The sequence below is a fragment of the Sorangium sp. So ce1504 genome, assembly GCF_051521635.1.
GTDB classification, from domain to species: Bacteria; Myxococcota_A; Polyangia; order Polyangiales; family Polyangiaceae; genus Sorangium; species Sorangium cellulosum_B.
Map to the genome: position 1 here is coordinate 7,287,293 of NZ_CP150365.1, position 25,254 is coordinate 7,312,546.

Sequence of the window (25,254 nt, forward strand, 5' to 3'; positions counted from 1 at the left end):
CGCCGCCGCTGTCCTGGTCGCCGAGCGCCATCAGTCCACCTCGAGGTAGGCGAGCAGCCCCTGGCGCCCGCCCTCGCGGCCGAAGCCGCTCTCCTTGTAGCCGCCGAACGGCGCGCTGGGATCGAACTTGTTGAAGGTGTTCGCCCAGACGACGCCGGCGCGGAGCCGCTGCGCGACCCAGAAGCTCTTCGAGCCCTTGCCGGTCCAGACGCCCGCCGACAGCCCGTACATCGTGTTGTTCGCCTTCTCGATCGCCTCCTCGGGCGTGCGGAAGGTCAAGATCGAGAGCACCGGGCCGAAGATCTCCTCGCGCGCGATCCGGTGCGACTGCGCGACGCCCGTGAAGAGCGTCGGCGCGAACCAGTAGCCCCGCTGCGGGAGCGCGCAGCTCACCGAGAAGCGCGCGGCCCCCTCGCGCTCCCCCGCCGCCACGAGCTCCTCGATCTTCGCGAGCTGCGCCCGCGAGTTGATGGCGCCCACGTCCGTGTTCTTGTCGAGCGGATCGCCGACGCGCAGGGTCCCCATGCGCTCGCGCAGCTTGAAGAGGAGCGCGTCGTGGACGCTCTCCTCGACCAGGAGGCGCGAGCCCGCGCAGCAGACGTGGCCCTGGTTGAAGAAGATGCCGCCGATGATCCCCTCGACCGCCTGATCGAGCGGCGCGTCCTCGAACACGATGTTCGCGGCCTTGCCGCCGAGCTCGAGGGTGAGCCGCTTCCCGGTGCCGGCGAGCGCGCGCTGGATGCGCTTGCCGACCTCGGTCGACCCGGTGAACGCGACCTTGTCGACCCCAGCGTGGCCGACGACCGCGGCGCCGGTCGCGCCGGCGCCCGTGACCACGTTGACGACGCCGGGCGGGAGATCGGCCTCCTCGATGATCTTCGCGAGGAGCAGCGCGGTGAGCGGCGTCGTCTCGGCGGGCTTGAGGACGCACGTGTTGCCCGCCGCGAGCGCCGGGGCGAGCTTCCACGCCGCCATGAGCAGCGGGAAGTTCCACGGGATCACCTGGCCCGCGACGCCGAGCGGCCGGGGGTCGCGCCCCGGGAAGGCGTGCTCGAGCTTGTCCGCCCAGCCCGCGTGGTAGAAGAAGTGCGCGGCCGCGAGCGGGAGATCGACGTCGCGGGACTCCTTGATGGGCTTGCCCCCGTCGAGCGACTCGGCGACGGCGAGCTCGCGCGCCTTCTCCTGGAGGGCCCGGGCGACGCGGTAGAGGTACTTGCCGCGATCGAGCGGGCGCATGCGCGACCAGTGCTTCTCGTACGCGGCCCGCGCCGCCTGCACGGCGAGATCGACGTCCTGCTCCGAGGCCTCGGCGAACTCGCAGAGCTTCTCCTCGGTCGACGGGCTGATGCTGTCGAGGTAGCGGCCCGAGGCCGGAGCGCGCCACGCGCCGCCGATGAAGAGCTCGTACCGCGGCGCGATCTTCACGTGGTCGCGCCCCTCGGGCGCCGGCGCGTAGCGCCAGGCGTCGCCGAACACGACGGCCGCGTCGCGCGCCGCGGTCGCGTCCCGGGGCGAGCCCCCGTCGCCGCCAGCCGCGGCGGTGCTGTTGTCGCTCATGCGGCGCACTCTACGCCCGCGGCCGCGCGTTGAACACCGACGCGGGCCCGCCCTCGCGGCGCGGTCAGTCCTTGCTGAAATGGTCCCCGCTCTGGTAGGCGCCCGTCCGCTCCTTCTCGAGCTGCATGAGCACGTCGTTGAGGAGCGTCGACGCGCCGAAGCGGAACAGGTCGCTCGTGAGCCAGGCGTCGCCGAGGGTCTCCTTGACCAGCACGAGGTAGTGGAGCGCCTGCTTCGCGGTGCGGATCCCGCCGGCCGGCTTCATCCCGACGCGCCGCCCGGTCGCCTGCGCGTGATCGCGGATCGCCTCCAGCATCACCAGCGTCACCGGAGGCGTCGCCGCCGGCGTGATCTTCCCGGTCGAGGTCTTGATGAAGTCGGCGCCCGCGAGCATCGCGATGCGGCTCGCCTTGCGGACGCGATCGTAGGTCCCGAGCTCGCCCGTCTCCAGGATCACCTTGAGGTGCGCGTGCCCGCACGCCTCCTTGGTCGCGGCGATCTCGTCGTACACCGCGCCGTACTCGCCGGAGAGCATCGCGCCGCGGTCGATCACCATGTCGATCTCGTCGGCACCGAGCTCGACCGCCTGGCGGACGTCGGCGAGCTTGACGGCGAGCGTGGAGAGGCCGCTCGGGAAGGCGGTCGCCACACTGGCCACCTTGACCGCCGAGCCCGAGACCGCTCGCTTCGCCACGGAGACGAGCTTGGGATAGACGCACACCGCCGCACAGGAAGGGATGTCCGCGCGCTCGTGGGGTCGAAGCGCCTTCTGACAGAGCTGCTCAACTTTTCCCGGGGAGTCTTTCCCCTCGAGGGTGGTGAGGTCCATCATCGAGATGGCGAGCTTGAGGCCGGCGACCTTGGCGGGGCCTTTGATGCTCCTTTTGCCGAGCCCGGCAGCTCGCTCTTCGACCATGACCTTATCCACGGTGGGCGAAGAGAAATCGGGGTAGGTGACCTCCCTGCCCTGGCGCACCACGCCGGGCGCGGCGCCGCTGTCGTTTCCGAAGATCGCCATCGGCCTCGTCTCCTGGCGCGGGAACGTACCAGAAGCGTCGGATCGATCCTACCGAGTGCGTGCTAACGTGGCGCTCTGATGAAGAGACGCTTCCCGATTGCCGTCGTTTTTGTCGTACTTGCTGTCGTCTTTGCCTTTGCCTCGCTGCTCGGGTGTGGCGCGGCCGAGCGACCCGATGGTGGACAAGGGCTGATCCCGGTCGGCGCGACGGCGCCCGACGTGTTCGCCGCGGATCAGCACGGCGCGATCCAGCGGCTGTCCGATCAGCGGGGTCGGGCCGTGGTCGTGTACTTCTATCCGAAGGACGGGACGCCTGGCTGCACCGAGGAGGCGTGCGCGTTCCGCGACGCGTGGGATCGGTTCAAGCAGGCCAACGTGCAGGTCTTCGGCGTGTCTTCCGACACCCGCGAGTCGCACGAGAAGTTCGCGACCGAGAACAAGCTGCCGTTCCCGATCCTTGTCGACACCGATCACGCGTGGGCCACGGCGTTCGGCGTGCCGATGCGGCTCGGTGCGACGGCGCGCGTGACGTTCCTCGTCGATCCGGACGGCAAGATCGCGAAGGTCTATCCGGACGTGGATCCCGGGGTGCACGCGGACGAGGTGCTGAAGGACGCCGCGCAGCTCACGGGCGCCGCGCTCCCGGTCGCGCCAGCGGCGTCGGGCAGCGCAGCGCCGGCCGGAGCGGACACCGCGGCGCCGGCCGCCACCGGGGCGGCGCCCGCGGCGGCGCCTGCGGGAGCGGCGGAGCCAGCCACGGCCGCTCCGGTGGCGACGGGGACGATGCTGCCCCCGGCGGCCCCCGCGGCGCCCCCGGCGAAAGGTCCGCCGGCGAGGCGGTGACGCCCGCGCGCGCACGCGGCGCAGGAGCGCCGGCGGGTCGCGCGCTGACCGCGCGGGCCGCGCGGAGGGCTGACGGGAGATCTGCAGACGGGAGCGCGCGTGGTGCGTAGGTCGTCGGAATTTTTGAACACCAACGGGTTGGATCTCTGCGTCCATCGCTTCCGCGACGACCACGCGCAGCCGACGGGCCTCACGCTGCTGCTGCTCCACGGCTTCCTCGACGCCGGGAGCACGTGGGACCTCGTGGCCGAGCCGCTCGCGCGGGCGGGGCACGACGTCGTCGCGCCGGACCTGCGCGGGTTCGGCAGGAGCGCCCGCGTCGGCGCGGGCAGCTACTACTACTTCCCCGACTACATCGCCGACGTCGCGGCGCTCGTGGACGCGCTCGCGCCGGCGCGCCTCGGCGTGGTGGGCCACTCGATGGGCGGCGCGGTCGCCGTGTACTACGCGGGCGCGTGCCCCGGCCGCGTCGAGCGCCTGGCGCTGCTCGAAGGCATGGGGCCGCCGGCGAGCGGCCCCGAGGTCGCCGTCGTGCGCGTCGAGGCGTGGCTGCGCCAGATGGCGGAGCTCGATCGCGCGCCGCGGAAGCTCTCGTCGATGCAGGACGCGATCGCGCGGCTCGTGGCGAACCACCCGCGCGTGCCGCGCGACGTGCTGGCGACGCGCGCGCCTCTGCTCACGCGGGAAGAGCCGGACGGCGGGCTCGCGTGGGCGTACGATCCGATGCACCGGACGACCTCGCCGCTGCTGTTCCAGGTGGAGGCGTTCATGACGTTCCTGGAGCGCATCGCGTGCCCGACGCTGCTCGTGAGCGGCGGGCCGACGGGGTGGCACCCGGAGGACGAAGCGGAGCGGGTGGCGAGGCTCAAGCGCGCGGAGCACGTCGAGCTGCCGGAGGCCGGGCACATGATGCACTGGTCGGCGGCGGCGGAGCTGGCGGAGCGGCTGGGCGAGTTCTTCGCGGCGGGAGGCGGCGCCGGGGACGCGGCGGGCGCGGAGGGGAATGGAATCGCGGAAGCAGCCGAGGCAGCCGAAGCCGCGGCAGCAGCGAGCGAAACCGGGTCCCTCTGAGGGCGGAAATAAAAGAGCTTGACTCGGCAGGGCGAGTGGGTAATCTGCGCGCCTCCTCGACGAGAGGCATGCCACCTTAGCTCAGTGGTAGAGCAACGGTTTCGTAAACCGTAGGTCTCGGGTTCAAGTCCCGAAGGTGGCTCAACGTGAATGCCAGCGTGTTCGCTGCCCTGTGGGCGAGCAGGTGACGCGCTGGGTGTGGCCATGTACGCGCCGCGCAGAGAACTCCCCTGCTCGGGAGCATGGTCACGAGCCGCAGCGGCGCGTGGGTGATCCACCGGTTGAGCCGGCGCGTCCCGGACACCGCAGGCCATACGAGCTCATGCGGAATCGACGCGGATCTACGTGGATTCGCCGAACGCCTGGCGCGCGCGCCCGATCCATCGCCGCAACGAGTGCGCGTCAGCGGGGATGCTGGTCAGGCCGTGCTCCTCCACGAGGCGCACCATGGCGGCGGTGTCCTTCTCGTTCATCCCGAGCTCGGCGAGCCTCTCTTGCGGCCTGCGCATCGCTTCGGAGCCATGGTGGCCGGCAACGGCCACCAGCCACGACTCCAGCTTCTCGATGGCAACACCGCCAACGACAGCCGGCGGCTGATCCGCGGTACTTCCCAGCCCTTCGATCGCCCGTTCCATGCCGTCCTCGCGGTGGGCGAACTTGGCCTTGTCGCGGTCGCGCGTGAACGCAAAGACCTCGCACCCACGCTTCTTGGCATGGTGGAACGCGCGCTGGACGTTGAGCTCCTCGCCCTTTCCACCAATACCCACGCGGAGCTTGGGGATGCTCTTCCAGAGGATGGCGTCCACGACCTTCCACCCCTCGGGACGGACCTGCCGGAGCAGCGCCTCCACCACACCGGGCTCGGGGTTGTCGTCGCGGAAGCTCGGCTCGGTTGCGAAACCGCCGAGCTCGTTCTTTCCCTCACCGGCGAGAATGACGCGGATCAAGGCTCGGTGCCTCGAGGAGCGGCGCCTCGTCCTCGCCGTTGGCATAGGCGATCCACAGCTCGCCGAGCGCGTAGACCTTGGAGCGCTCTTCGAAATCGGGCGTATCCTTGATGCGCTTGACTCGGGTGCCCTCCTCGGCGGTGCGGGTGACGACGGACACCTCGTCGGGCTTGAGCTCGTTCACGACGAGCGGGCTATGGGTCGCCATGAGGACCTGTGTGCCGCTCTCCTCGACGATGGCACGGAGGATGCGCATGACCTCGGCGATTCGCGCCGGATGCAGGCCGTTCTCGGGCTCTTCCACGAGCAGGAGCGAGACCGGGTCCATGTAGCGGAGCGCGGCGAACGCGAGATAGTAGAGGAGGCCCTCGCTGAGCCGAGCGGCTTCCACCCGCGCGCCATTCACGAGCTCGACCTCCAGGACGACCTCGCTGCTCGTTACTACCTTGACACGAAGACCTTTGATCGTTGGAAAGTGGCGGCGAACGTCGTCGACGATGCGGGAAAAAGCATCATCGTTGCGGTTACGGATGGCGAAGTAGATACCGGCCAGGCCATGACCCCGGTCGTCAAGGAAGCCGACCGGCTGCGTTTCGGGGATCAGTCCGCTTGGCGCACGCAGCGCATCAGGATCGAAGCGAACGAGCCTCACCTGACGGAGCTGGGTCAGGATCTGCTGTTCCGATGGGCGTTTGGACCTCCACAGCACGCTGCGAGTTTCCCAGAGCCGTGGAACATTCGACCGATCGTGACCTGCAGACATATCGCTGATACGCCGCTCGCCGGCGCGCTCTTGCAGGCCTCGCGGCCCCATTTCGATGGCGAACCAGCCCCCGTCGACGCCGCACTCAAGCAGGATGTCGTGCGGTTTCCTCGGTGGTTGAGATGATGGATACGTCATGAGCAGATAGGGTTCGAAGGGCCTCCATCTACCCTTATCCTGCTGAAAGTGGGATCCGGCGAGCTGCACCAGGGTCCGCATGCCGTGCAGCAGCGTGCTCTTGCCGCTATCGTTCGGGCCGATGAACGCATGAAGCGGGGTCAGCGAGGCCTCGGTATCGACCAGGCAGCCGTAGTTCCGAGCGTAGAAGGTGTGAATCATCGCTGCTCCACGTGGGCGTCAGCCGCTCGCCTGCCCTGAAGTGCGTGCACGACATTCTCCGTCCGCAGGTCGAGCCGCTCCGGAAGACGGGGCAAGGCGTGCAGCCGCTCGAAGCCGCGCCGGCTCGTTTCATCCCGGAGGACTTCAGGCCGGGGCTCGGCGCCACAGAAGCGCCCGCGGCCGACGAGCGCGTCGGCGAGCTGGGCCTCGGAGCGACCCTCCTGGACGAGCGGATCGCAGCGGCCGACGAGCTCCGCGAGCTCGTCACGGGACAGGAGGTCGAACACCTGGCGCTCGCTGGGCATGGACGGGGGCGAAGAGTACGCCAGGAATCGCGGATGTGGAGCCTGGACTCTCGAACCACAGCCCGCCGACGGCGCTGCGTCACGCCGGGGCGAGACCCAGCATCACCGCAGCGATCAGCGCCATGGCCATGCCGAGCGCGAGCACGACGAGCACGACGAGCCCCCACCTGGTCCGCGGAGATGCTGCACGCGCTCCCGACAACCGCGCCCCAGCCCTTGCCGCATCCCAGGACTCCGTCCTCGCCAGCCGCTCTGCTCCTGGCACCGCCGCCGTGATGGCCGCTGCCCCCTCCCACCGCTCCGTGCTCACCCGCATCCCCGCTCCCGTCACCGGAGCAGCCACCCCCTCCCACCGCTCGGTGCTCCCCACCAGGCTGGTTCCCGCGCCGGCTTCGATCACGCTCGCGCCTTCCCCCGACGCCGACCCCGCCACTTCACCCCCTGCCGCTGGCAGCACCGGCCCCCGCAGTGGCTGCCCGGCAGCCGCCTCCTCGCTCCGGGTCCCCGACCCCGCGCTCGCCGCACCCAGCCCCCACGCCGGCTCCACCCGGAAGCTCTGCGCCATCGCCAGCCTGCTGCGCGCCTCCGCGCCCGGCGCCGCGCTCCACGGCATCACGCCCTGCCCCGGCAGCGCCGCCACCAGCTGCATGCACCGCGCTCGCCGCCCTCTCCTCCCGAGGCGTCCCCGCGCGCTCACGGATCGCCCGCTCCCTTGCCGCGTCCGCGGCCTCGCTCACGAGCTGCCGCGCGCCCGCGTCGTCCACGGCCCTCTCGGCGGTCACCGCGGTCCCCGCCACCTCGCGCAGCGCCGCCACGAGCTCCGCCGCCCGCGCAAACCGCGCTTCGGGCCGCTTGGCGAGGCACCTGGCCACCGCAGTCCAGAGCGCCTCCGGACAGCCCGGGAGCACCTCCGGCAGGGGCGTCGCTTCCAGGTGCACGTGCGCCGCCTGGATCGCCGTCTCCCCGATGCCCGACGCCTCGTCGAGCACCGCGTACGGGTGCGCCCCGGCCAGCATCTCGTACACGACCACGCCGAGCGCATACAGATCCGCGCGCGCGTCCACGGCGCCCCCGGCGACCTGCTCCGGGGCCATGTAGCGCGACGTCCCGACCGCTACCTCGCAGCAGCTGACGATAGCGAAAGAGCGCCCCGGCCCGCCTCGCTTCTCTGCCCTTGTTGACCCTCCCCGGGAAAGGTAGCGTCGGGTGTCCATCGCGCGAAGCGCGCCGAGCGCATGCAGCGCCAGCGGGCAGCGCGCCCCCCCGGAGCCCGATGTCGAACCCCCGCCCCGACCCCGATGACGGCGATCCGACCCTCGAGGCCCGCGTCGCCCACGCCGTCGCGCCGTACGCCGATCTCCTGCCCGCCGAGGATCTCGAGGCGCTGCGCGCGCTGACCGCGCGCTTCCTCGCGACGCATCCCGTGGCGGCCCCGCTCGTCGACCGGCTCCGCCCGCGCACGCCGCCTGCCGCGAGCGGCGAGGTCGACCGGCGCGAGCCCGCGGCGCTGGCCGCTCCGCGCCACGTACGACCGCGCCATCCGCGCTGTGGAGGCCGCCCTGTCGCGGCTCCCGGACGAGGAGCGGCGCGTCCTCGTGCTCCGCCACGTCGAGGAGCGGACCTGGCAGGCGATCGGCGCGGCGCTCGGCTGCTCGGATCGGACCGCGAAGCGGCGCAGCGCGGAGGCCCAGAGGCGGTTCGCCGCCGCGCTGCGAGCGGACCGGGGGCGCGCGCAGGGCGGCGCCGCCGCGCCGGATCGGGTGGGGCTGGCTGGCGCGACCTCCGGGTAGAGCACCAGGCGGAGCGTCTCCCCGCTGCCGCTATTCTTGCCGTCGAGCATGCCGAGCGCTCGCAGAGGGCCCTTGGATCAGCGGCACGACGCGCGCCTTCACCTCCTCGAGAAACTTGCGCAGCCCAGAGACGGCGCCCCGCTCCCGCAACCGCTCGAGCGGCGCTTCGGTCAGGCAGCGTGCCTCACGCTCACGATCGTCGCCCATGAGCCGGCGGACCACCCGCTTCGGGTTCCGCTTCGCCTGCTCGTCTTTCGCGTTGAGCTGGTGCGCCTCGTCGCAGGGGGAGAAGCCGAGCTCGCGTCGAAGCTCGCCGAGGCGAGCGCGCTCTTGGTCCGACTCGGGCTCGAACCCCGCGAGCACCCAGGCCTCACGCATCGGATCAGGGCAGCCGAGGACGATTTGAAACGACGCCCACCGCGAGGTCTCGGTCCGGGCCTGAGCAAGCCCTGTCCGGCGGGTCTCCCCCTGATCATCCATGTCCCAGACGATGAAGACCGCTTCCAGGCGGGTCGACGGATCCCGCTTCGCTACCTCGCGTGCGATCGCGAACGCGTTCCTCGCGGTCTGGGCACCCACCGCCCCTGGCTTTCCGTCGAAATGCCCCGGCATGAAGCGCACGTTGCCGAGGTCTCGCCTGTACGCCTCGAGCTTGTGGATGTCGAAGAACTCCTTGCCGTGGCCGTCGCTCGCCCATTCACGGATGGACTCCGGGTGCGAACGCAGGAGGTCGCTCACCCAGGCGGGCCCCTCGTCGTGAAGCACGCGGTCCACGAGAGCGCTCGCTGTCAGGAAGTCGGCGTGGGCCTCACAGAAGACCAGGAGCTTCACGGCGCGCTCTCGGCGAGCACCCAGTCTCGCTCTGGATCCATGCTCCAGAGCTGGCCCGCCGAGAGCGTGCCTTTCACGTCCTTCGCCTGCGGGTGCTCGGACAGGCGCTTGAGGGCCACGGTGCCGTCGTCGCGGAGCGCGAAGGCGTAGATCTCGGAGGGGTCGAGCTCGTCGAGGATGTAGGGCGAGTGCGTCGTGGCGACGATCTGGAGATCGTTGAACTCCTCGAGCAGGCGTCTGACCAGCCGCACCAGCTCCATCTGCGCCTGCGGGTGGAGCGACTCGGCGAAGTCATCCAGGAGCAGGACGTTCGGGCGGTTCGGGCCGTGGAGCACGGTCAGGAGCGCCAGTGTGATGAGGGTCCCCTCGCTCGCCGCGTGCGCGGGGACGGAAGGGGCACCACGAAAATCGAAGTACACCTTGCTCCCGACGACGATCTCGGGCGCGTGAGGCGCCGCTGGATTCGGGCGTCCGACCCTGGCCTGCCGGATGCGGACCCGCTCCACGTTCGGAATGATTCGACGAAGCGACTCTTCGATACGATCGAACGCTTCGTCGTAACCGAGCTTGATCGCGGCGAGCGCGACAGCGGTGTTGGTGCCGTCATAGTCGACGTTGGGCGCGAGGTCATCGCTGTACGCTGCGGCGGCGATGCGCTCCGCATTGAGCTTGTAGAGGGTCGCGGGTGCGACGGCCTCGTCCAGCCGCGCCACCTGACCGCGGAGGGGGCGGTGGCCTTCAGCGGTGAACTGCCGCGCATCGCCGCTCCGTTTCCAGTCGACGAGCACCGACGATACCGAGAGCACGGTCCGGAAGTGCCAGGCCCCGTCCTCCCGTATGCCCCGTGAAGTCAGCTCGATCGCCCCCCCTTTGGCCCCCCGGCGCAGCAGATCCCCGGGCGACCAGTCACCCATCAACACGTTCTGGGGCGCGTAGCCGACGAGGCGGCTCTGAAGCGCGAGCGCCTCGAGCACGCTCGTCTTCCCGGACCCGTTCGGGCCGACCAGCACAGTGAGCCGGCCGAGCGCGACGGTGCTGTCCCGATGGCCCTTGAATTCCTGGAGTCGAACGGACGTGATCATGCGGAAATTCCTGCAGGTCGAGCTTCCCCTGGCCGGAGAGCAGCGGCATCCGGGGCCGCCCGCCGCGTCAGGCGCCACGGGCAGGCGGAAAGGTACGCCCGTAGGACCAGTCAGTGAAGCCTGTCCTGTGAAGGCCTGGGCGTCCGTCGGCGGTTTGGCGGAGGCCCGGGGGCGGTTCGCCGCCGCGCTGCACGCGGACCGGGAGCGTGCAGCGCAGCGCCTCGGCACCAGCTCAGCCAGGGCTCTCCGTCACCAGCTCCGGGACGACAGGAGTCACCCCCGGCTCCTCCCCGCTGCCGCTCCCACCACCGCCGCCGCCATCGCCGTGCCCGTTCCCTTCGCCTCCCTTCGGCGCCTCCTTCCTCGACGACCGGGCCGAGTTGGGCCTGCCCACCGCGAACAGCGACGGGAACCGCTCCTGGATGCGCGAGTTCTTCCGCCACAGCCACAGCGCTGCCGCCCGCACCTCCTCGTAGCGCAGGCAGAGCAGCGTCCAGACCCGCACGTACCGGTCGAAGGCCTGCCGGGCCCTCGGCGTCATCGCCGTCGAGAGCTTCTGGATCATCGCCCCGGCCAGCTCCCGCGCGCGCGCCGCGTCGTCGGCCCGGTAGTGCTTCGGGTCCGCCTTCACGACGTCGGCGCGCAGCTCGTAGATCCGCGCGTAGCCGAGCAGATCGTTCGCGAGGTCGCGGTGCCCGGTGCCCGGCCGCAGCCGATCGAGCTCCGGCTTGATCGCGGGGTCGTCCGCGAGCTGGTACTCGCACAGCGCCTGCATGCGCGCCTCGACCTCCAGCCCCTCGGTGACCAGCGCGATCGGCAGCCGCGCCTCCGTCTCGAGCGCGCCGGCGGCCCGGGCCTCCGCGAGCGCGTGCAGCACGGCGAAACACGCGAGCTCCAGCTCGTCGACGTGCGTGACGTCGAACTCCTCCCGGGGCAGCCGCGCGAAGCGCGCGCGCACGTCGGGCGAGGACACGAACCCGACGACGCCGAGGGCCGCATACGTGGCCGCCTCGACGTCGATCCTCACGGTGATGAGCTCGGGCTCGGAGAGGCGGTCGAGCGCCGGGGCGAGCGCCTCGAGCGCCTTCTTGCCAGCCGCGGGGTCGTAAATGGGCGGAGCGTAGGATGGCTCTCCAGAGGCGGCAGCGGTCGCGGAGCGCTTCTTCGACTTCGTCACAGCAGGCATATCTCTCCTCCTGAAATCTCCTCGAAAAGGGAGGCTGTTGGTTGCGTTCGACCCGAGCCGTCGCCGCGCCGCGCGGACAGCGCGAGCGAACGATGGATCAGGGCCACCGGGACCGAGCGCGTCGCGCGAAGGGGATCCGTCGCCCGGCGTCCTTCCGTCCCGTCGAGGAGATCAATCGGGAGCGCGACCCCGATCGGGTCACGAAAATCGATCAGGGTCGGTCGATTTGTTTGCGGCTCCGGCGGGCACGGGCCCTGCTTGCGCGGAGGTCCGTCAACACGAGAAAAAGAGGCCCGCGGCGCTGTCGAGAGCCTCCGCCCAGAGTTTCATCGCTCCCGGCGGCTCTCGACAGCTTCCGCCCAGAGTTTCATCTCTCCCTCCTCGGTCGACGCCGGTTCGCCCACGCGCCCGAACGCAATCTTGCCGAAGAACGAGATCTTCACGCTCCCCTCCGGAGACCGAACGAGCACCGTCCTCGCGTTGGCCTCTTCTTGCAAGGCATCGCCTTCTCGAAGCCATGGGATCTCGCGCTCGAGCTCGTGATGATCCAACGGATCGTGCGCAAAGAAGTCGAAGTCGATGGATTCACGATGCCCGAGGCGCAACGCAAGCGCCGTGCCGCCGTAAAGAACGAAGCGCCTGGGGACGCAAGCGAGCTCGGGCCAGAGCGCTCGCTGGGCGGCGGGAAGCACGTCGAGCCTGGGCAGAAGGCGCGTCACGGAAGCGGGCGTTCCGGCAGAGGCGGAGGTCGGCGGCCGAAGAAGAGGTGCCAGTAGTTCCAGGACTTCGGATCCATCACGCCCGGGGGAGCGTGATCCAGCGCGTCCAACAAGGCCTGGTCGCCCATCGCGCGCCGCACGGCTCTCACGTCCTCCGCCGTTCCGAGCGTCATCACCTGACAGAGAAAGTGATGCGGGCGAGCGAGGGTGACCGCGGGCGGCTGCCACCAGACGTACCTGGCTGCAAGCTCGCGGAGCTCGGCGTCAGCGTTCACCAGCAAATCCTACTGCTCACCGGCCGATCCGGCTACCGCGTAGCGGCCCTCCAGCCGGCAGCAGGCGCAGCAGGAGACCGGGGGCGCGACGCGACCCAGCCTGGCCTCCTTCCGCCCGCGGATCGCCGCGCCGGAGACGCGGGGCGCAGGGTCCCGTTCGGCGGGCTCGCCCGTCACATCGGGTGCTCCTCTGCCGCATAGACGGCGTCGCTCGCGGCGCCGCGCGCGCACCCGCTCAGACGCCCGCCGAAGCGGCAGCCCCTTGCCGCCCCAGGCAGCCGCCGCCCTACAGCGTCAGCACCAGCTTGCCCACGGTGCTGCCCGACTCGATCGCCCGGTGCGCCTCGCCCGCTCTCTCCAGCGGGAACGTCTTCACCGGCGGCGCCGAGAGGCGCCCCTCCTCCACCCAGCCGAGGAGCCGCTCCATGGCCTCGCGCAGGATCTCCGTCCTGTGGAAGAGATACGAGAGGTTGAAGGCCAGCACGCTCTTGTTGTCGTTGCAGAGATCGAGCGGGTTGAAGCGCGGCATCCGGAGGAAGTCGACAGCGAGCTTCGGGTAGCTCGGGCGGCCGCCCTGCCGCGGAAGCATCGTATGGAAGCCGTACACCACGAGCTTGCCGGCCGAGGCCACGTGCCTGTAGCTCTGCCGCAGCGTCTCGACCCCGTTCGCGTCGAGCACCACGTCGTAGCCCTCGGGCGCAAGCCGCTCCGCCGCCGCCCAGAGCGGCTCGCTGCTCTTGTCGATCACCGCGTCCGCGCCGAGGCGCCTCGCCGTCTCGACCTTGTGCGCCGCGCCCACCACGCCGACCACCCGGCAGCCGGCGATCTTGCCGAGCTGGACGAGCGCGCTGCCGACGCCGCCGGCGGCCGAGTGCACAAGAAGGGCCATGTCTGGACGCAGCCGCACGAGCTCGAAGAGCGCGTAGTACGCCGTCATGAACACCGCCGGGAAGCCGGCCGCCTCCTCCGGTGTGAGCCGCGCCGGCAGCGGGAAGACCTGGTGTCGCGGGACCGCGACGCGCGAGGCGTAGCCGCCGAAGCGCGTTACGCCGAAGACGGGCGCCCCGAGCGCAAGATCGGAGACGCCCTCGCCGAGCGCGGCGACCGTGCCGGCAAACTCGAAGCCGGGCGTGATCGGCCAGCCGACGTACTTCTTCGCCGACTCGTAAAGGCCCATGCGGACGACGCAGTCGGCGTAGTTGACGCCAGCCGCCCGCACGTCGACGAGCACCTCGCCGGGCGCGGGGGCCGGATCGGGGTGCTCCTCGACGCGGAGCTTGTCGTGGCTGCCGGGCTCGTGGACGACGATCTTGCGCATGGGCACCTGCTCTGCCGAAATGGCCTCACCCCGGATCGGACACCGCGGAGACGGCGACGGCGGTTGTACACCGATCGGGACGGGAAAGCGCTGCGAAGCGGCGGGCTTCCTGCGCTCAAGGACTCGCCAGCAGCCGCAGCGGCGCGCTCGGGGCGGTGCGCTGAGTTAGCCGATGAATTGGGAGCGCCGCGCTGCAGCTGTTGCGCCGGTCTGGCGGATCGGAGATCCTCTCGACGCATGGGGCATCCCGCGGTCGACAACACGACGCCGTTTGCCCTGGAGCCCGTCTTCCTCACCGACGAGGAGGGCCGCCCACTCCTCGTCGTCGTGGTGCAGGCGACCTTCGACCTGCACCCCGTGCGCGGCATCGACCTCGCCGAGCGGCAGCCGCCGCTGAGCATCGCAGGCGAGCTGTGGGGGGCCGACGCCGCCACGTCGAGCTACAAGATCGAGCCGGCGTTCGCCTTCTTCAAGCCCGCCACGGACGTGGTCTTGATCGGCCATGCACAAGCGCCGCGCCATGCCGTCCCGGAGCTCCAGGTGGTGTTCCGCGTCGGTCCGGTCGGGAAGGCAGTGCGCGTCCTCGGCGATCGGACGTGGGTGCGGAGCTCGGGAGGGCTCGTCCCATCGAGACCGCGGCCGTTCGATCGCATCCCGCTCACCTACGAGCACGCCTTCGGCGGCTGGGACCGGAGCCCCCCTGATCCGGCCAAGCACGCGTACGAGCCGAGGAACCCGGTGGGGATCGGCTTTCGCGCGCCGAACGCGGCAATCGAAGAGGGCCTCCGCTTGCCAAACATCGAGGATCCGGACGACCCGCTGCAGCATTATGGTCAAACGGTCGCGCCGGCGGGCATGGGGTTCGTCTCGCCAGGCTGGCAACCCCGGGCCGCGCTGGCCGGGACGTACGACGAGGCGTGGTCGAAGGAGCGGATGCCGCTCCTGCCGAGAGACTTCGATCGGCGCTTCTTCAACGCCGCGTCGAGGGGGCTCGTCGCGCCGGGATACCTGCGGGGCGATGAGCCGGTGCTTGTGGAGAACGCGTCGCCGTTCGGGAGGCTCTCGTTTCGGCTGCCAGGACTCCGCCCGCCGAGGTGCCGCGTAGGGCTCGTGCAGCAGGGCGATGCCCCGGTGGAGCTGCGGCTCGACACCGTGATCGTGGACACCGACGCCGATCGGGTGCAGCTGCTGTACCGAGGGCACGTCGTGCTGCGGGACGGGCCGCACGACGTGCACACGATCGCGCTCGAGGAAGAACTGGGCCCGGTGCGGAGACACGCGCTCCCGAACGCCGTCGTGAAAGAGCTCAGCGGAGGCAAGGCGCTCTGAGGATCCCCGCTGGAGGGAACCACGAGATCAAGTACGGAGACTGGCTTTTGCGGAGCCGCTCAGCTTCCGACGACCTGCCAGGCGTCGGGCGGCGCCGCGGGCGCGCTCCGCGCGCGCGCCGCGGACGGGACCAGAAGGTAATCGCTCGACGTCTTCATACCGGCGCTCTCCGCCAGAGTCACCAGCGCGAGCCCTTCCACGGACAGCCTGCCCTCCGTCGCCAGCTCCTCGTCCGCGATGGATTCGGTCTGAGCGAGCCGCAGATAACGGGCCTCGACCTGCTCCAGGAAGCGCCGGAGCGCCTCGTCAAACAGCGCGTCATCTCGTCGCAGCAGCGCCCGGCAGAGATCGAGCCGTGGATCATCGGCGCCCTCCAGGACCGACTCGTAGCGCTCCAGCAGGCCTGTTCCCTCCTCGTGAGCCCGCCTCAGGAGCCAGAGCCTCAGAAACGCAAAATAGAGAAAATCCTCCTCGTACTCCACGTCGCTCCGGCTGGTCCGAAGGCGCAGAGCGATCTCCCGCGCCCCGTCGAGATCGAGCGCCGCGATTGCGTCGAAGAGCGGCTTGCATCGGCTCAGCACCTGTTCGGCCTCGCCCGCCCGCTGGAGGTAGTGCGCGAACGAGCGGCCGCTCTTGTACATGTAGATCTGAAATGCAGGGGCATCCATGTACAGGAACAGCGCGCCGATCGCGATGACGCGATACTGCTGGCTGAACCTGAGCGCCTGCTTGAAGCTCAGCCGGTGGGCCACCGCCGCGGGGAGCATCTGCTCACAGTCGTGGTGGGCATTCCCCATGTAGGCCCGCAGGAACTTCGATGCCATGGCGACCTCTACCTCACCGCTCCAACGAGCATTGCCCCAACATGGCCCCAGCCGGAGCTGGAGAGCACGAGCGACCGCGCGCGCGACGCGTAGCGGCGCTCCAAGGAACGCGCCGCGATCAAGAGCCCCAGCACCCCGCTCGCCGCGCCGACGTGCCCGAGCGAACCGCAGGGGAGCACCAGCCTCACGTACGGCCCGAGCACATCGGCGCACCGCGCCTGGGCGTAGCCCCACTCCGCGGCGCGCCAAGGCACACCGTCGAGATCGAGGATGACGTCGCCCTCGAAGCTGGCAGGCGCGGAGCCGCGCAAGGCGGCCTGATGGATGACGCGAGCGAGGCCTGCACCGGCGCTGCTCTTGCCGGCGAGCACGTGGGCCTCCTCGCGGTCGGTGACGGCCGCGTGCACCGCTGCCACGATCGGCGCGCTCCGCCGCAGCGCGGCCGAGCGTGACTCGAGCATCACGCACGCCGCAGCTTCGCCGGGGACGAGCCCGACAGGGTTCTGCGGCGACTTCAGCCACCCCCGATCCAGCAGCCACTCCAAGGTGATGGTGTCAAGGCATGAATCCGCCGCGACGAGGAGGACGCGATCGAGGTCCCGCTGGGTGATGCGCTGAGCAGCCAGCTTGATCGCTTCGGCCGCGCCAGCCGGACCCATGTCGAGGAGCGCCACCGAACGCTGGGGTATCGGCAGCCCGAGCGCGCGGACGAGCTGAGCCGAGAGCGACGCCTTCAGCTCCTCGACGTCCCCCTCGGCGTCTTCGAAGCGCTCTTCGTTGAGGGGAGGCCCGATGAACGCGAGCCCCGTGCGCTCCCAGGTTCGCGCGTCGACCGCCGCGGGGAGGCTCGATTCATCCCGCAGGCTGTGCACGGCCCCCTGAGCGAGCCGGATGAGCCTCCCGAGCTCGACGAACCCCTCGGTGTAGCCCCGGATCGGATAACCGGTGAGCGGGACCGACACTTGCTGCTCCTCGTCGAGCACGCTGAACCAGGGGATCTCCCGTGGCACGCAGAGCCCAGCACGTATCGATGCGCAGGTCGTCGCGGCGCTCTGACCGACACAGGAAAGTGCACCGTAGCCCGTAATCACCAGGTCCATCGCTCTCCCAGGACGTCCACGAGCAACGCTTCACCGGCGCTCAGCCGACCACAACATCCAGCGCTTCGAGCAGCACGTTCGTGAAGCTGCCCGTCCTCAGGGCCTGCGCCAGGTCGGCGCGCACGATGTACTCGGTCACTTCCTTGTCCACACGGAACAACGCCGGCAAGGCGTGGATCTTGCCTCTGTCAAGGACGAGCTTCTCGATCTTGGTGACACTCCCCTGCTTGCCGTACTTCACCCCGCTGGCCCCCTCATCGAGGCAGTCGAACGCTCCGATCGGATTGACGATCCAGTAATCTCTCGAGTACACCCGCTTGCGATGATCGTACAGAGTGAACGTGAGGTACTCGATGTCGACCTCTTGGCAGTGCTGCTCGATGACGTCCTTCATCGCCGATGAGACGATGAGATAGCTCTCCGTGTTGCCAAGGAGCGACGAGAGCTTGATGCCCGGGTTCTCCTCTCTCAGATGGATCTTGGCGTTCTCCGGGTAATGCGGCGCCGCGCGGACACCACGGGCCATGCAGTAGCTCTTCATGCCCATGCCCCGGGGAGGGTCCTCGATCAGGACGAGATCCTCGTCCGCTAGATCGCCCGTCGTAGACAGCAAGTGAAAGCTCATCGCGTCTGTCTCCTCGGCCCGCGCACGGCCCTCATCTGAACCTTTGTTTGCCCATGTCGTCGAGGCTGGAGACCTGCTCCTTGCCCGCCGTGACCACGCGCCGGAACAGCGTCTCCGACAGCGACACGAGCTGGTCCTTCATATCCGAGTACTTCGTCAGCTCGCAGTTGTCGATGTTCTGCTGGTTCGCGCTGAGTATCTTATTGACCTTCGCCTTGACGTGCTTGCTGTAGGTCCGGTGGCTGTACGAGCTGAACTCGCGGTGACGCGGCAGCTCGAGCTGGCGCGCGATCGCGGCGTCGAGCGGGAGCAGGATCATGTTGTCCTTGTGGTTGATGTTGTAGCCCTCATCGAGCAGCCCCGCGCGCACCGCCCAGAGGACCGCGTCGATGGTGTCGAACTTGTCTTGAATGCAGCCGTTCAGGACGCCGTTCGGAATCAGGTGATGCGCCTCATGATAATAGGGGACGTTCGCGCTGTCCTTGTGGTTGACCTTTCCACGCCGCCCCAGCTCCCCGACGTCCCATTCGTGCGGACGAGGCGCCTTGCGCTCCCGCCACCGGAATCCGCTCGTCCCGCAGCGGACGGCCAGGGTCGTCTTCTTCATGCCCTCGTATTTCGGCCAATCGTAGAGCCCGCTCGTCAGCTCTGCCTTCTTGAAGCCCTGCCAGCTGTGGCTGCAGGAGACCTCCATCCTCCCGACATGCCGGTTCAAGCACTGGCCGCCCTCGGTCGCCCTCGAGACGGGCTTGTGATTGAGCTTGTGTTCGATATCCGCCGTGTGCTGCTTCTGGGACATGGTTCGCTCTCCGTCCGCTCCGCCGTGGCCCCTCCGCTCAGCCGAGCGACTCGGAGCAGCAGGCGCACTGCTTGATCACGGCGGGCCCTGGCGCCGGGATCACCACCACGGGCCCCTGCACCAGCGGGAACGGCGGCGTGTTCTTGTCGTTATGAAGCATCATGTCGAGGGCTCGCGCCACGCCCTTCCCCTCGAACTTCACGTCGAAGGAGTAGTTCACGAACTCCGCCTTCCCCTTCGTCTTGTTCGACGCCACCCCGCCACCCGCGGTCCCCGCCTCATCGCCGGTGCTGGTGCTGAAGTTCGAGTCCGCCACGCAGACGGGGTTGCCGTCGCACTTCACCTTCTTGGTGCCCTTGGCGGTGTCGCTGGCGACGGCGATGTTGGGGTACGGGATGGGGATCGGCCCGCCCGGGCTCGGGGTCTTGCAGACGTCGGGGAAGCTCGGGGTAACCCCACCGCTGTCCTTGTGGACCACCGACATCGAGTTCACTCCCACTGTCACGCCCATCGAAACCTCCCTCTCACGAGATTCGATTCCTGCCCGGTTGCCGATGTGGCCTTGCTCGCCAGCCGCCTGGGCAGCGTTCAGCAGCTCGCCGGTCCCCTGTCGTGCCCCAACACCGGCCCCCGCACCTCGACCACCTCGCGCCGCACCCTCCGCATCACTATCTCCACCGCCGCCGCACCCCTCGCCGGCTGGCTCCCCCTCTGCAGCACCTCCCCGAGCCACTCCACTGCCAACGGCCTGCCGAGCAGATGTCGCGTCCCCCGCTTGAGCTCCTTCCCCCGGCTCCCCCACCACGCCGCGATCTTCTCCCTGTCCGGCCAAGGCAAGCTCTCGTCCGGATCCATCGCCACGTCCTCGTCCTCCGGATCATCGCTCGGCCCGCCCTGAAACCCAGCCGGCCGCGCCCCCCGGAGCTTCGCCTCCTCGAGATCCACCCCGGTGATCATCGTGAACGCCCCGCCCGCCGCCCGCGCGAGCTCCGGCGTCCCCATGCACTCGATGATCCACGGCATCAGCGCCGGATCCCCGAGCGCCGCCGCCCCCGCGAGCGCCACGCGCGCCCCCCGCATCGTCCCGGCGATCGCGCGCAGCCAGCTGGACGCCATCCCCGGATCCATCTTCCGCATCGCCGTCGCGCAAGCCCGCTCGGCGAACGGCCCTCCACGATCCGCGATGGTTCCGAGCACCCTCAGCGCCGCCGCATCGCCGAGCAACGCCGCCGACCACGCCGCCGCGAACCGGCACGCCTCGTCCTCGTTGCCCAGCGCTCCGCGCACCTCGTCCAGCAGGTCCCCCCGCCCGAGCTCCCCGACGGCGCGCAGCGCCCGCGCCTTCAGGCGCAGATCGCTCGACATCACCGCGTACCCCAAGGGCGCCCCCGGGTCCTGCCGGTGAACCGCGCACCCCGCGATCCCGATGCGGTGCAGCTCCGGCCCGACCCGGTGCGAGAGCAGCCCCGGCAGGATCCCCCGCACTTTATCGAAGCTCACCCACCCCAGCGCCGACACGATCGCCCGCGACAGCGCCGGCACGCCCCCGCCCACGTCGAGCACCCCGGCGATGCCCCTCAGATCCCGCCGCTCCACCGCGAGCACCATGGGCGCAAACAAGCTCCCCGGCTCCTCCTCGTCGATGGCGCCCTTGCAGATCTCCCACCCCGCATCACCCGCCAGCCGCAGGCCGTCGATATGCGCCTCCAGCCGCTCGTCCAGCTCACCGAGGCTCTGCAAATCGTAGAGCGGATCCACCACCGCGGCGTCCCGGTACGACCACAGGAACGCCGCCTCCTGGGCGTGCTGCTCGAAGATCTCGGCCTCGATCGTCGAGATCAATTGATCTGCACCGATCCGCCCTGGATCCGGTTCACGCCGGAGGACCGGGTCAGCAGATAAGCCCCACGAATCAAGATCTTCCCGGCGCGCGTCAGCGTGATGCTGGCCTTCCCGCACTGGAGCACGATCTCCTTCTCCGCGGTGAACACCAGCCGCTCGCCGTCCGCGGTCGCCGTCGCCCCGTCGCGCTCCGCCGCGCTCGCGCTCTCCCCCGCCACGTGCATCCGCCCCATCACCACCGGCCTGTCGCGCCGCCCGCCCTCGAACAGGAGCGCCACCTCCCGCCCCTCGTCCTCCGGCCCGAGCGCCGTCATCGCCCGCGCAGGAATCCCCCCGCGCGCCCCCTCTCCCAGGACAGCCGCCTCGACGAGCGGCTCGCCGCTCTGCGCGAACCCCACGATCCGCCCCACCACGACGCCCTCGATCGGCCCGGCCTTCTCCGCCTCGGCCCGGACGCGCTCCTCGTGCGCCGCGACCACCAGCTCGAGGAGACCCTCCGCGCCCTCGATCGCTCCCGCTTCTCCCCCACCCTCATCCGCCAGCTCCCCGCCGGCGGCAGCAGCCTCCCCTTCCCCCTCCTCGATCAGGATCGCCTCGCCGCTCGGCTCCGCCGCCGGTGCCCGCCCGTCGTCTCTCATCACCCAGCTCCTCCGCTCCCCCTCATCCCCGAAGCGCCCGCGAGCCCCCGCTCCGCCTCAGTTCACTCCCACGTTGCTCCCCTTGATCTTCACGTTCCCGGACGCCTCGACGTTCACCGCCCCCTCGCTCTTCACGTCGAGCTTCTTCCCCTCGACCCGGATCGGCCCCTCGCCCTTCACCGTGATCTTCTTCCCCTGCACCGTCACGTTCCCGTTCTTCTCGACCGTGATCGTGGCGTCCCCGCACTGGATCGAGAGCTTCTCCCCGATGATCATCGTCTTCTTCTCCTTCACCTCCTCCTTTGCGCTCTTCCCGATCGTCACCGTCATGTCCTTGCCCACCGTCACGGTGTAGCCCTCGTCCACGCTCGTCGACTTGCCCTTGGAGACGCTCTCCGAGCTCGAACCGGCCACCGACTCGCTCTTGTTCTTGCCGATCGACGCGCTCTGGCTCTTGCCCACGTCGATCGACTGGCTCCCGGCGACCGACTCGGTGTGATCCCCCTCCACGCTGACCGAGCGATTGCCCCCGACCGAGAGGGTCTCGTCCTCGCCGATGCTCTCCGTGTGGCTCTTCGCGACGTCGATGCTCTTGTTGCCGCCGATCTGCTCGCTCTGGTCGTTCCCCACCACCTTGCTCCGGTCGTGGTCCACCTCGAGCGCCTCGTCGTTCCCGATCCACTGCTTCTTGTCGTGCTCGATCGCGATGTTCCAGTCCTTCTGACCGTGCAGGAAGATCTCCTCCGAGCCCTTCTTGTCCTCGAACCGGAGCTCGTTGGACCCCCCGCCGCCCTTCGAGCTGTTCGACTTGAGGGTGCTCTTCGTCTTCTCCGCGGGGAGCGCGTACGGCGGCACGTTGGTGCCATGATAGACGCTCCCCACCACGAGCGGCCGGTCCGGATCGCCCTCCAGGAAGTCGACAACCACCTCGTGGCCGATCCGCGGCAGGAACACCGCGCCCCACGCAGAGCCCGCCCAGATCTGGCTCACGCGGATCCAGCACGAGCTCTGGGCGTCCTTCTTGCCCTCGCGATCCCAGTGGAACTGGACCTTGATGCGGCCGTGCTCGTCCGTATAGACCTCCTCGCCAGCAGGGCCGACCACGATCGCGGTCTGGATCCCCTTGATCGTCGGCCAAGGCGTCACCGACTGCGGACGGAAGGGGACGTCGGACGGCACGACCTGGAACTGGTTCCGGTAGGCCGCGGCGTCGCCCTCGGGGACAGCGTCCACCGTGGGCTCGTGGCCCTCATGGCGCACGGACACCAGCAGATACTCCCGGTTGAAATCGTCGCGCGCGTGCTCCGCGAGCGTGAAGGTCTGGCCAGGAACGAAGCGCGGGCAGACACTCTCGCCGCTGCCGGTCTTGCGTGAGGTCTGGAGCTGCTCGAGCCGGATCTTGGCGATGCTCGATCCCGCGCCGGGCGCGTCGTAGTCCCCAGGATAGTCGTAGACCTCGAGATCGTCGTCCGCCTCGGCCTGGGCGTTGCTCTCGAGCGACAGGCTGGGCTTCTTGAAGTTGTAGTCGCGCAGCGTCACCTTCCCGGAGCGCACCCGCTCGGCATAACGGAAGCGGGAGACGTGCTCGCTCTGGTGGAGCGCGCCGAGCGGCGGCCGGAACACGACGGTGCTCTCCCCCGCGATCGGCCCGTGCCCCGACGCACCGTCAGAGAACACGAGCACGTGGCCGCCCTCGTCGTGCTCGAAGTAATAACAGATGCCCTCCTCCTCGAGCAGGCGCGACACGAAGGCGAAGTCGCTCTCCCGGTACTGCACGCAGTACTCCCGCGGGCGATAGGCGCCGCTCAGCACGAAGCGATAGCCCTTGCTCGAGATCCCGGCCGCGCGCAGGACCTTTTCGATGATCTCCGGGGTGGAGAGCGCCTGGAAGATTCGGCTGTTCCTGCGGTGCTTGAGGCGGGAGACATCGGGCACGATCGTGGCGTGATAGGCCGTGACCCGCTTGCCCTCCTCACCTTGCTCGAAGCTCGCGACGACACCGTGAAGGTGCCTTGGCAGCTCGCCGACCTGCCAGGTGAGCAGCGCCGTCTTGCCCACGACGTCCGCGAACGCGATGTCCCTGTCCGCGCAAGCGACGAGCACATCGAAATGGAAGAGCTCGGAGATGCCCTCGCGCCCCTCGAACCGCGTCACACGGAGCTCGTGCTCCAGTCCGTCGACCTGAAACGAGTGCATGGACTCTCCCCTGTTCAGAGCGCGTGCGCGGACAGACCGCGGGCAGCATTCAACCGGAGTCATCCTACATGCTGCGACCGCTCGACCGCAATGGACGGCTGAGCTCGATGCCTGTGAGGCGCGTCGGGACAGCCGAACGCGGCGTCAGCGCGGCCGACGGGCGCGCGCCGGAGCGGCGCGGCCTCGGCAGTCCCCGGGGGTGCTAGCCGTGAAGCAGCCCTGCCTCGGCCATCGCGGCAAGGAACTGAGCGCCGAGCGCCTCCGGCAAAGCGCCCGCATCGCCGAGGCGCTGCGGATGCACGATGGGAGGCGCCGCATGGACCTGCGCGGTGACGAGAGGCGCTGGCGAGAGAAGCGAAGGGGGCGCTGGAGGCGCGCTGGATGACGCTGCCTGGCGCGGAGGCCCGGCAGGCGCGGCGACCGGAGCTCGGCGCGCGTCGAACGGCGTCGCGGCGGAGGCGATCGCCCTGGCCGCGTCCTCGGGCTCGAGCGAGGTCGTCTCCCCGAGCGGATCGCGGACGCCGCCGGGCCGCGCCGGCGCGACGGCTGCCGCGCGCGGGGCGACGGCCGGCTGCGACGTCGCCGGCGTCGCCGAGCGCGCAGGCTCCGAAGGCCCTCGCGCTGCGCTGAACGGCATCGCCCCGGCGGCCACCACCCTGGCCGCGTCCTCGGGCTCGAGCGCGTCCGTCTCCCCGAGCAGATCGCGGACGCCGCCGGGCCGCGCGGGAGGGGCCGCATCAACGCGCGGGGCGACGGCCGGCTGCGACGCCGCCGGCGTCGCCGAGCGCGCGGGCTCCGAAGGCACTCGCGTTGCGCTGAACGGCGTCGCCGCCGCCGCAACCACCCTGGCCGCGTCCTCGGGGCTGAGCTGGTTGGTGCCGTCCAGCGTGCTGGCCTTGGGGTTTTGCTGCAAGGCCGATCCCGAGGGCGCGGCCCGCGCAGCGGACGCGCTGCCGGCGGCGAACGGATCGGCCCATGCGATCGGCTGCACCGGGAGCTCCACGCCCGCGAGCACGCGCAGCGACTCGATCTCCGCCTCCTCGACGGGCGTATGGCCGCGCCACACCACCGAGCAGCGACGCCGATCCACGTCGACGTGCACCGTGTCGGCGCGGAGCGAGATCGGCTCCCCGGCGCGCGGCGAGGCAAGCTTCTGGCGGTACAGCCGCGCGACGCCGCGCGCCTCGGGCAGCTGCGTCCGGAGCTTCGGCCGCAGCGCGATCATGCCTCCAAGCACGATCCACTCGTCGCCGCGCAGCGCCGGTATGCGCTGATCCATGGGCGCCGCCTGGAAGTAGCTCCAGTCGAGCCCCTCGGGGATGTCGAGCAGCGAGCCGTGAACGCGACGCGCGTCGACCGCGCCGAGCAGCCGGCTTCGCAGCGGCGAGGTGCGGGGAAGCGGCCCCAGGCCGTCGATACGGACGTGGGAGCGGGCTGGCCCGACGCGCGCGGAGCCGTCGAGCTGAGCTTGCTTGTCGATGCGGACCTGGCCGTCCTGCACGACCGTCAGCCGGACCATGGCGTACGGCGACGAGAAGCCCGGCGGCAGCTCTGCATGGCCGGTCACCACGACGCCGCACGGATCGAGGTACGGCGCGAGATCGCTCGCGGCCTGGAGCCGCTGGCCAGAAGGATCCGGCTGCTCCTCCGCCGCGATCGGGTCCGGGGCAACGAGCGACATGCGCCCCTCGGGGACGAGCGCGAACGTCGCCTTCACGACGACGGTGACATGGAGCCGGCCGCGAAGGCGAAAGCAGACCGTCGCAGCGACAGATGGGCCGAGCGGCGTGACAGCGACTCGCTGGCTGGACGCAGACATCGAAGCGCGCGTCATGTCGGAGACGATACTACGTCGGA

The 25,254-nt window shown here is 70.1% G+C and carries 26 protein-coding genes and 1 tRNA gene; 5 read left to right on the forward strand and 22 right to left on the reverse strand.

The genetic code is table 11. The features are described from left to right. Positions 1 to 30: 30 nt before the first annotated feature. Both WMF39_RS27370 and deoC read right to left on the reverse strand, forming a co-directional pair. A complete protein-coding gene (locus WMF39_RS27370; protein WP_437739425.1) occupies positions 31 to 1,557 on the reverse strand; it encodes an aldehyde dehydrogenase family protein in 1,527 nt (508 codons plus the stop codon). A gap of 64 nt (positions 1,558 to 1,621) precedes the next feature. Further along, positions 1,622 to 2,575 (reverse strand): deoxyribose-phosphate aldolase, encoded by a 954-nt coding sequence (gene deoC, locus WMF39_RS27375; RefSeq protein WP_437739426.1) that lies wholly within the window; start codon positions 2,573 to 2,575, stop codon positions 1,622 to 1,624. A gap of 78 nt (positions 2,576 to 2,653) precedes the next feature. On the opposite strand from deoC, the gene WMF39_RS27380 reads away from it, so the two are divergent. The 3 genes from WMF39_RS27380 to WMF39_RS27390 all read left to right on the forward strand — a co-directional run bounded on the left by WMF39_RS27380 (position 2,654) and on the right by WMF39_RS27390 (position 4,631). Next, complete coding sequence (locus WMF39_RS27380; protein WP_437739427.1) at positions 2,654 to 3,418, forward strand: peroxiredoxin; 765 nt, start codon at positions 2,654 to 2,656, stop codon at positions 3,416 to 3,418. Between the two features lie 123 nt (positions 3,419 to 3,541). Next, a complete protein-coding gene (locus WMF39_RS27385) occupies positions 3,542 to 4,489 on the forward strand; it encodes an alpha/beta fold hydrolase (RefSeq protein WP_437739428.1) in 948 nt (315 codons plus the stop codon). A gap of 70 nt (positions 4,490 to 4,559) precedes the next feature. Next, positions 4,560 to 4,631, forward strand: a tRNA-Thr gene (locus WMF39_RS27390). 199 nt (positions 4,632 to 4,830) lie between these two features. Here the strand turns inward: WMF39_RS27390 and WMF39_RS27395 are convergent. The 5 genes from WMF39_RS27395 to WMF39_RS27415 all read right to left on the reverse strand — a co-directional run bounded on the left by WMF39_RS27395 (position 4,831) and on the right by WMF39_RS27415 (position 7,937). Next, entirely contained in the window at positions 4,831 to 5,340 is a 510-nt protein-coding gene (locus WMF39_RS27395; protein ID WP_437739429.1) for a hypothetical protein, read from the reverse strand. Between the two features lie 70 nt (positions 5,341 to 5,410). After that, positions 5,411 to 6,538: an AAA family ATPase gene (locus WMF39_RS27400; protein ID WP_437739430.1), complete on the reverse strand. Its 1,128-nt coding sequence runs from the start codon at positions 6,536 to 6,538 to the stop codon at positions 5,411 to 5,413. Continuing rightward, on the reverse strand, positions 6,535 to 6,843 hold the full coding sequence (locus WMF39_RS27405) for a hypothetical protein (RefSeq protein WP_437739431.1): 309 nt from the start codon (positions 6,841 to 6,843) through the stop codon (positions 6,535 to 6,537). Before WMF39_RS27405 ends, WMF39_RS27400 begins: the two co-directional genes overlap by 4 nt. A gap of 79 nt (positions 6,844 to 6,922) precedes the next feature. Further along, positions 6,923 to 7,243 carry a hypothetical protein gene (locus tag WMF39_RS27410; RefSeq protein WP_437739432.1) on the reverse strand — a complete coding sequence of 107 codons (321 nt, stop codon included), beginning with the start codon at positions 7,241 to 7,243 and terminating at the stop codon, positions 6,923 to 6,925. Positions 7,244 to 7,277: 34 nt separating this feature from the next. Then, a complete protein-coding gene (locus WMF39_RS27415; protein ID WP_437739433.1) occupies positions 7,278 to 7,937 on the reverse strand; it encodes a protein kinase in 660 nt (219 codons plus the stop codon). A gap of 453 nt (positions 7,938 to 8,390) precedes the next feature. Here WMF39_RS27415 and WMF39_RS27420 point away from each other — a divergent pair, with 453 nt between their 5' ends. Beyond that, positions 8,391 to 8,633 carry a sigma factor-like helix-turn-helix DNA-binding protein gene (locus tag WMF39_RS27420; RefSeq protein ID WP_437739434.1) on the forward strand — a complete coding sequence of 81 codons (243 nt, stop codon included), beginning with the start codon at positions 8,391 to 8,393 and terminating at the stop codon, positions 8,631 to 8,633. A 30-nt stretch (positions 8,634 to 8,663) separates the two neighbouring features. Here the strand turns inward: WMF39_RS27420 and WMF39_RS27425 are convergent, their stop codons facing one another. From WMF39_RS27425 to WMF39_RS27450, 6 genes are all read right to left on the reverse strand, one after another. After that, positions 8,664 to 9,464, reverse strand: a complete 801-nt coding sequence (locus WMF39_RS27425) for a hypothetical protein (RefSeq protein ID WP_437739435.1) — start codon at positions 9,462 to 9,464, stop codon at positions 8,664 to 8,666. Further along, positions 9,461 to 10,546, reverse strand: coding sequence for an AAA family ATPase (locus WMF39_RS27430; protein WP_437739436.1), 1,086 nt, complete (start codon positions 10,544 to 10,546; stop codon positions 9,461 to 9,463). The genes WMF39_RS27425 and WMF39_RS27430 overlap by 4 nt, the downstream gene beginning before the upstream one ends. Positions 10,547 to 10,778: 232 nt before the next feature. Continuing rightward, entirely contained in the window at positions 10,779 to 11,732 is a 954-nt protein-coding gene (locus tag WMF39_RS27435) for a hypothetical protein (RefSeq protein ID WP_437739437.1), read from the reverse strand. 326 nt (positions 11,733 to 12,058) lie between these two features. Further along, on the reverse strand, positions 12,059 to 12,451 hold the full coding sequence (locus tag WMF39_RS27440; RefSeq protein ID WP_437739438.1) for a nucleotidyl transferase AbiEii/AbiGii toxin family protein: 393 nt from the start codon (positions 12,449 to 12,451) through the stop codon (positions 12,059 to 12,061). Then, on the reverse strand, positions 12,448 to 12,726 hold the full coding sequence (locus tag WMF39_RS27445; RefSeq protein WP_437739439.1) for a hypothetical protein: 279 nt from the start codon (positions 12,724 to 12,726) through the stop codon (positions 12,448 to 12,450). The genes WMF39_RS27440 and WMF39_RS27445 overlap by 4 nt, the downstream gene beginning before the upstream one ends. A gap of 286 nt (positions 12,727 to 13,012) precedes the next feature. Next, positions 13,013 to 14,044: a synaptic vesicle VAT-1 family membrane protein gene (locus WMF39_RS27450; protein ID WP_437739440.1), complete on the reverse strand. Its 1,032-nt coding sequence runs from the start codon at positions 14,042 to 14,044 to the stop codon at positions 13,013 to 13,015. A 237-nt stretch (positions 14,045 to 14,281) separates the two neighbouring features. Between WMF39_RS27450 and WMF39_RS27455 the strand changes: the two genes are divergently transcribed. Then, entirely contained in the window at positions 14,282 to 15,373 is a 1,092-nt protein-coding gene (locus tag WMF39_RS27455) for a DUF2169 family type VI secretion system accessory protein (RefSeq protein WP_437739441.1), read from the forward strand. A gap of 59 nt (positions 15,374 to 15,432) precedes the next feature. Here the strand turns inward: WMF39_RS27455 and WMF39_RS27460 are convergent, their stop codons facing one another. The 9 genes from WMF39_RS27460 to WMF39_RS27500 all read right to left on the reverse strand — a co-directional run bounded on the left by WMF39_RS27460 (position 15,433) and on the right by WMF39_RS27500 (position 25,231). Then, entirely contained in the window at positions 15,433 to 16,197 is a 765-nt protein-coding gene (locus WMF39_RS27460; protein WP_437739442.1) for an Imm49 family immunity protein, read from the reverse strand. Positions 16,198 to 16,205: 8 nt separating this feature from the next. Further along, positions 16,206 to 17,297 (reverse strand): hypothetical protein, encoded by a 1,092-nt coding sequence (locus WMF39_RS27465; RefSeq protein WP_437739443.1) that lies wholly within the window; start codon positions 17,295 to 17,297, stop codon positions 16,206 to 16,208. A 40-nt stretch (positions 17,298 to 17,337) separates the two neighbouring features. Beyond that, positions 17,338 to 17,922, reverse strand: coding sequence for an imm11 family protein (locus tag WMF39_RS27470; protein ID WP_437739444.1), 585 nt, complete (start codon positions 17,920 to 17,922; stop codon positions 17,338 to 17,340). A gap of 31 nt (positions 17,923 to 17,953) precedes the next feature. Next, complete coding sequence (locus tag WMF39_RS27475; RefSeq protein ID WP_437739445.1) at positions 17,954 to 18,721, reverse strand: AHH domain-containing protein; 768 nt, start codon at positions 18,719 to 18,721, stop codon at positions 17,954 to 17,956. A 37-nt stretch (positions 18,722 to 18,758) separates the two neighbouring features. After that, on the reverse strand, positions 18,759 to 19,232 hold the full coding sequence (locus tag WMF39_RS27480) for a DUF4150 domain-containing protein (RefSeq protein ID WP_437739446.1): 474 nt from the start codon (positions 19,230 to 19,232) through the stop codon (positions 18,759 to 18,761). Positions 19,233 to 19,309: 77 nt separating this feature from the next. After that, complete coding sequence (locus WMF39_RS27485) at positions 19,310 to 20,563, reverse strand: TIGR02270 family protein (RefSeq protein ID WP_437739447.1); 1,254 nt, start codon at positions 20,561 to 20,563, stop codon at positions 19,310 to 19,312. Continuing rightward, entirely contained in the window at positions 20,560 to 21,042 is a 483-nt protein-coding gene (locus WMF39_RS27490; RefSeq protein WP_437748037.1) for a DUF6484 domain-containing protein, read from the reverse strand. The genes WMF39_RS27485 and WMF39_RS27490 overlap by 4 nt, the downstream gene beginning before the upstream one ends. Before the next feature lie 216 nt (positions 21,043 to 21,258). Continuing rightward, positions 21,259 to 23,397 carry a type VI secretion system Vgr family protein gene (locus WMF39_RS27495; RefSeq protein ID WP_437739448.1) on the reverse strand — a complete coding sequence of 713 codons (2,139 nt, stop codon included), beginning with the start codon at positions 23,395 to 23,397 and terminating at the stop codon, positions 21,259 to 21,261. Between the two features lie 202 nt (positions 23,398 to 23,599). Next, positions 23,600 to 25,231, reverse strand: a complete 1,632-nt coding sequence (locus tag WMF39_RS27500; RefSeq protein ID WP_437739449.1) for a DUF2169 domain-containing protein — start codon at positions 25,229 to 25,231, stop codon at positions 23,600 to 23,602. Positions 25,232 to 25,254: the final 23 nt, after the last annotated feature.

Excerpts from the sequence above, each read along its gene's own strand:
- WMF39_RS27370 (WP_437739425.1), bottom strand. The coding sequence starts at position 1,557 with ATGAGCGACAACAGCACCGCCGCGGCTGGCGGCGACGGGGGCTCGCCC.
- deoC (WP_437739426.1), bottom strand. The coding sequence starts at position 2,575 with ATGGCGATCTTCGGAAACGACAGCGGCGCCGCGCCCGGCGTGGTGCGC.
- WMF39_RS27380 (WP_437739427.1), top strand. The coding sequence starts at position 2,654 with ATGAAGAGACGCTTCCCGATTGCCGTCGTTTTTGTCGTACTTGCTGTC.
- WMF39_RS27400 (WP_437739430.1), bottom strand. The coding sequence starts at position 6,538 with ATGATTCACACCTTCTACGCTCGGAACTACGGCTGCCTGGTCGATACC.
- WMF39_RS27405 (WP_437739431.1), bottom strand. The coding sequence starts at position 6,843 with ATGCCCAGCGAGCGCCAGGTGTTCGACCTCCTGTCCCGTGACGAGCTC.
- WMF39_RS27415 (WP_437739433.1), bottom strand. The coding sequence starts at position 7,937 with ATGGCCCCGGAGCAGGTCGCCGGGGGCGCCGTGGACGCGCGCGCGGAT.
- WMF39_RS27430 (WP_437739436.1), bottom strand. The coding sequence starts at position 10,546 with ATGATCACGTCCGTTCGACTCCAGGAATTCAAGGGCCATCGGGACAGC.
- WMF39_RS27435 (WP_437739437.1), bottom strand. The coding sequence starts at position 11,732 with ATGCCTGCTGTGACGAAGTCGAAGAAGCGCTCCGCGACCGCTGCCGCC.
- WMF39_RS27450 (WP_437739440.1), bottom strand. The coding sequence starts at position 14,044 with ATGCGCAAGATCGTCGTCCACGAGCCCGGCAGCCACGACAAGCTCCGC.
- WMF39_RS27455 (WP_437739441.1), top strand. The coding sequence starts at position 14,282 with ATGGGGCATCCCGCGGTCGACAACACGACGCCGTTTGCCCTGGAGCCC.
- WMF39_RS27460 (WP_437739442.1), bottom strand. The coding sequence starts at position 16,197 with ATGGCATCGAAGTTCCTGCGGGCCTACATGGGGAATGCCCACCACGAC.
- WMF39_RS27465 (WP_437739443.1), bottom strand. The coding sequence starts at position 17,297 with ATGGACCTGGTGATTACGGGCTACGGTGCACTTTCCTGTGTCGGTCAG.
- WMF39_RS27470 (WP_437739444.1), bottom strand. The coding sequence starts at position 17,922 with ATGAGCTTTCACTTGCTGTCTACGACGGGCGATCTAGCGGACGAGGAT.
- WMF39_RS27475 (WP_437739445.1), bottom strand. The coding sequence starts at position 18,721 with ATGTCCCAGAAGCAGCACACGGCGGATATCGAACACAAGCTCAATCAC.
- WMF39_RS27480 (WP_437739446.1), bottom strand. The coding sequence starts at position 19,232 with ATGGGCGTGACAGTGGGAGTGAACTCGATGTCGGTGGTCCACAAGGAC.
- WMF39_RS27495 (WP_437739448.1), bottom strand. The coding sequence starts at position 23,397 with ATGCACTCGTTTCAGGTCGACGGACTGGAGCACGAGCTCCGTGTGACG.
- WMF39_RS27500 (WP_437739449.1), bottom strand. The coding sequence starts at position 25,231 with ATGACGCGCGCTTCGATGTCTGCGTCCAGCCAGCGAGTCGCTGTCACG.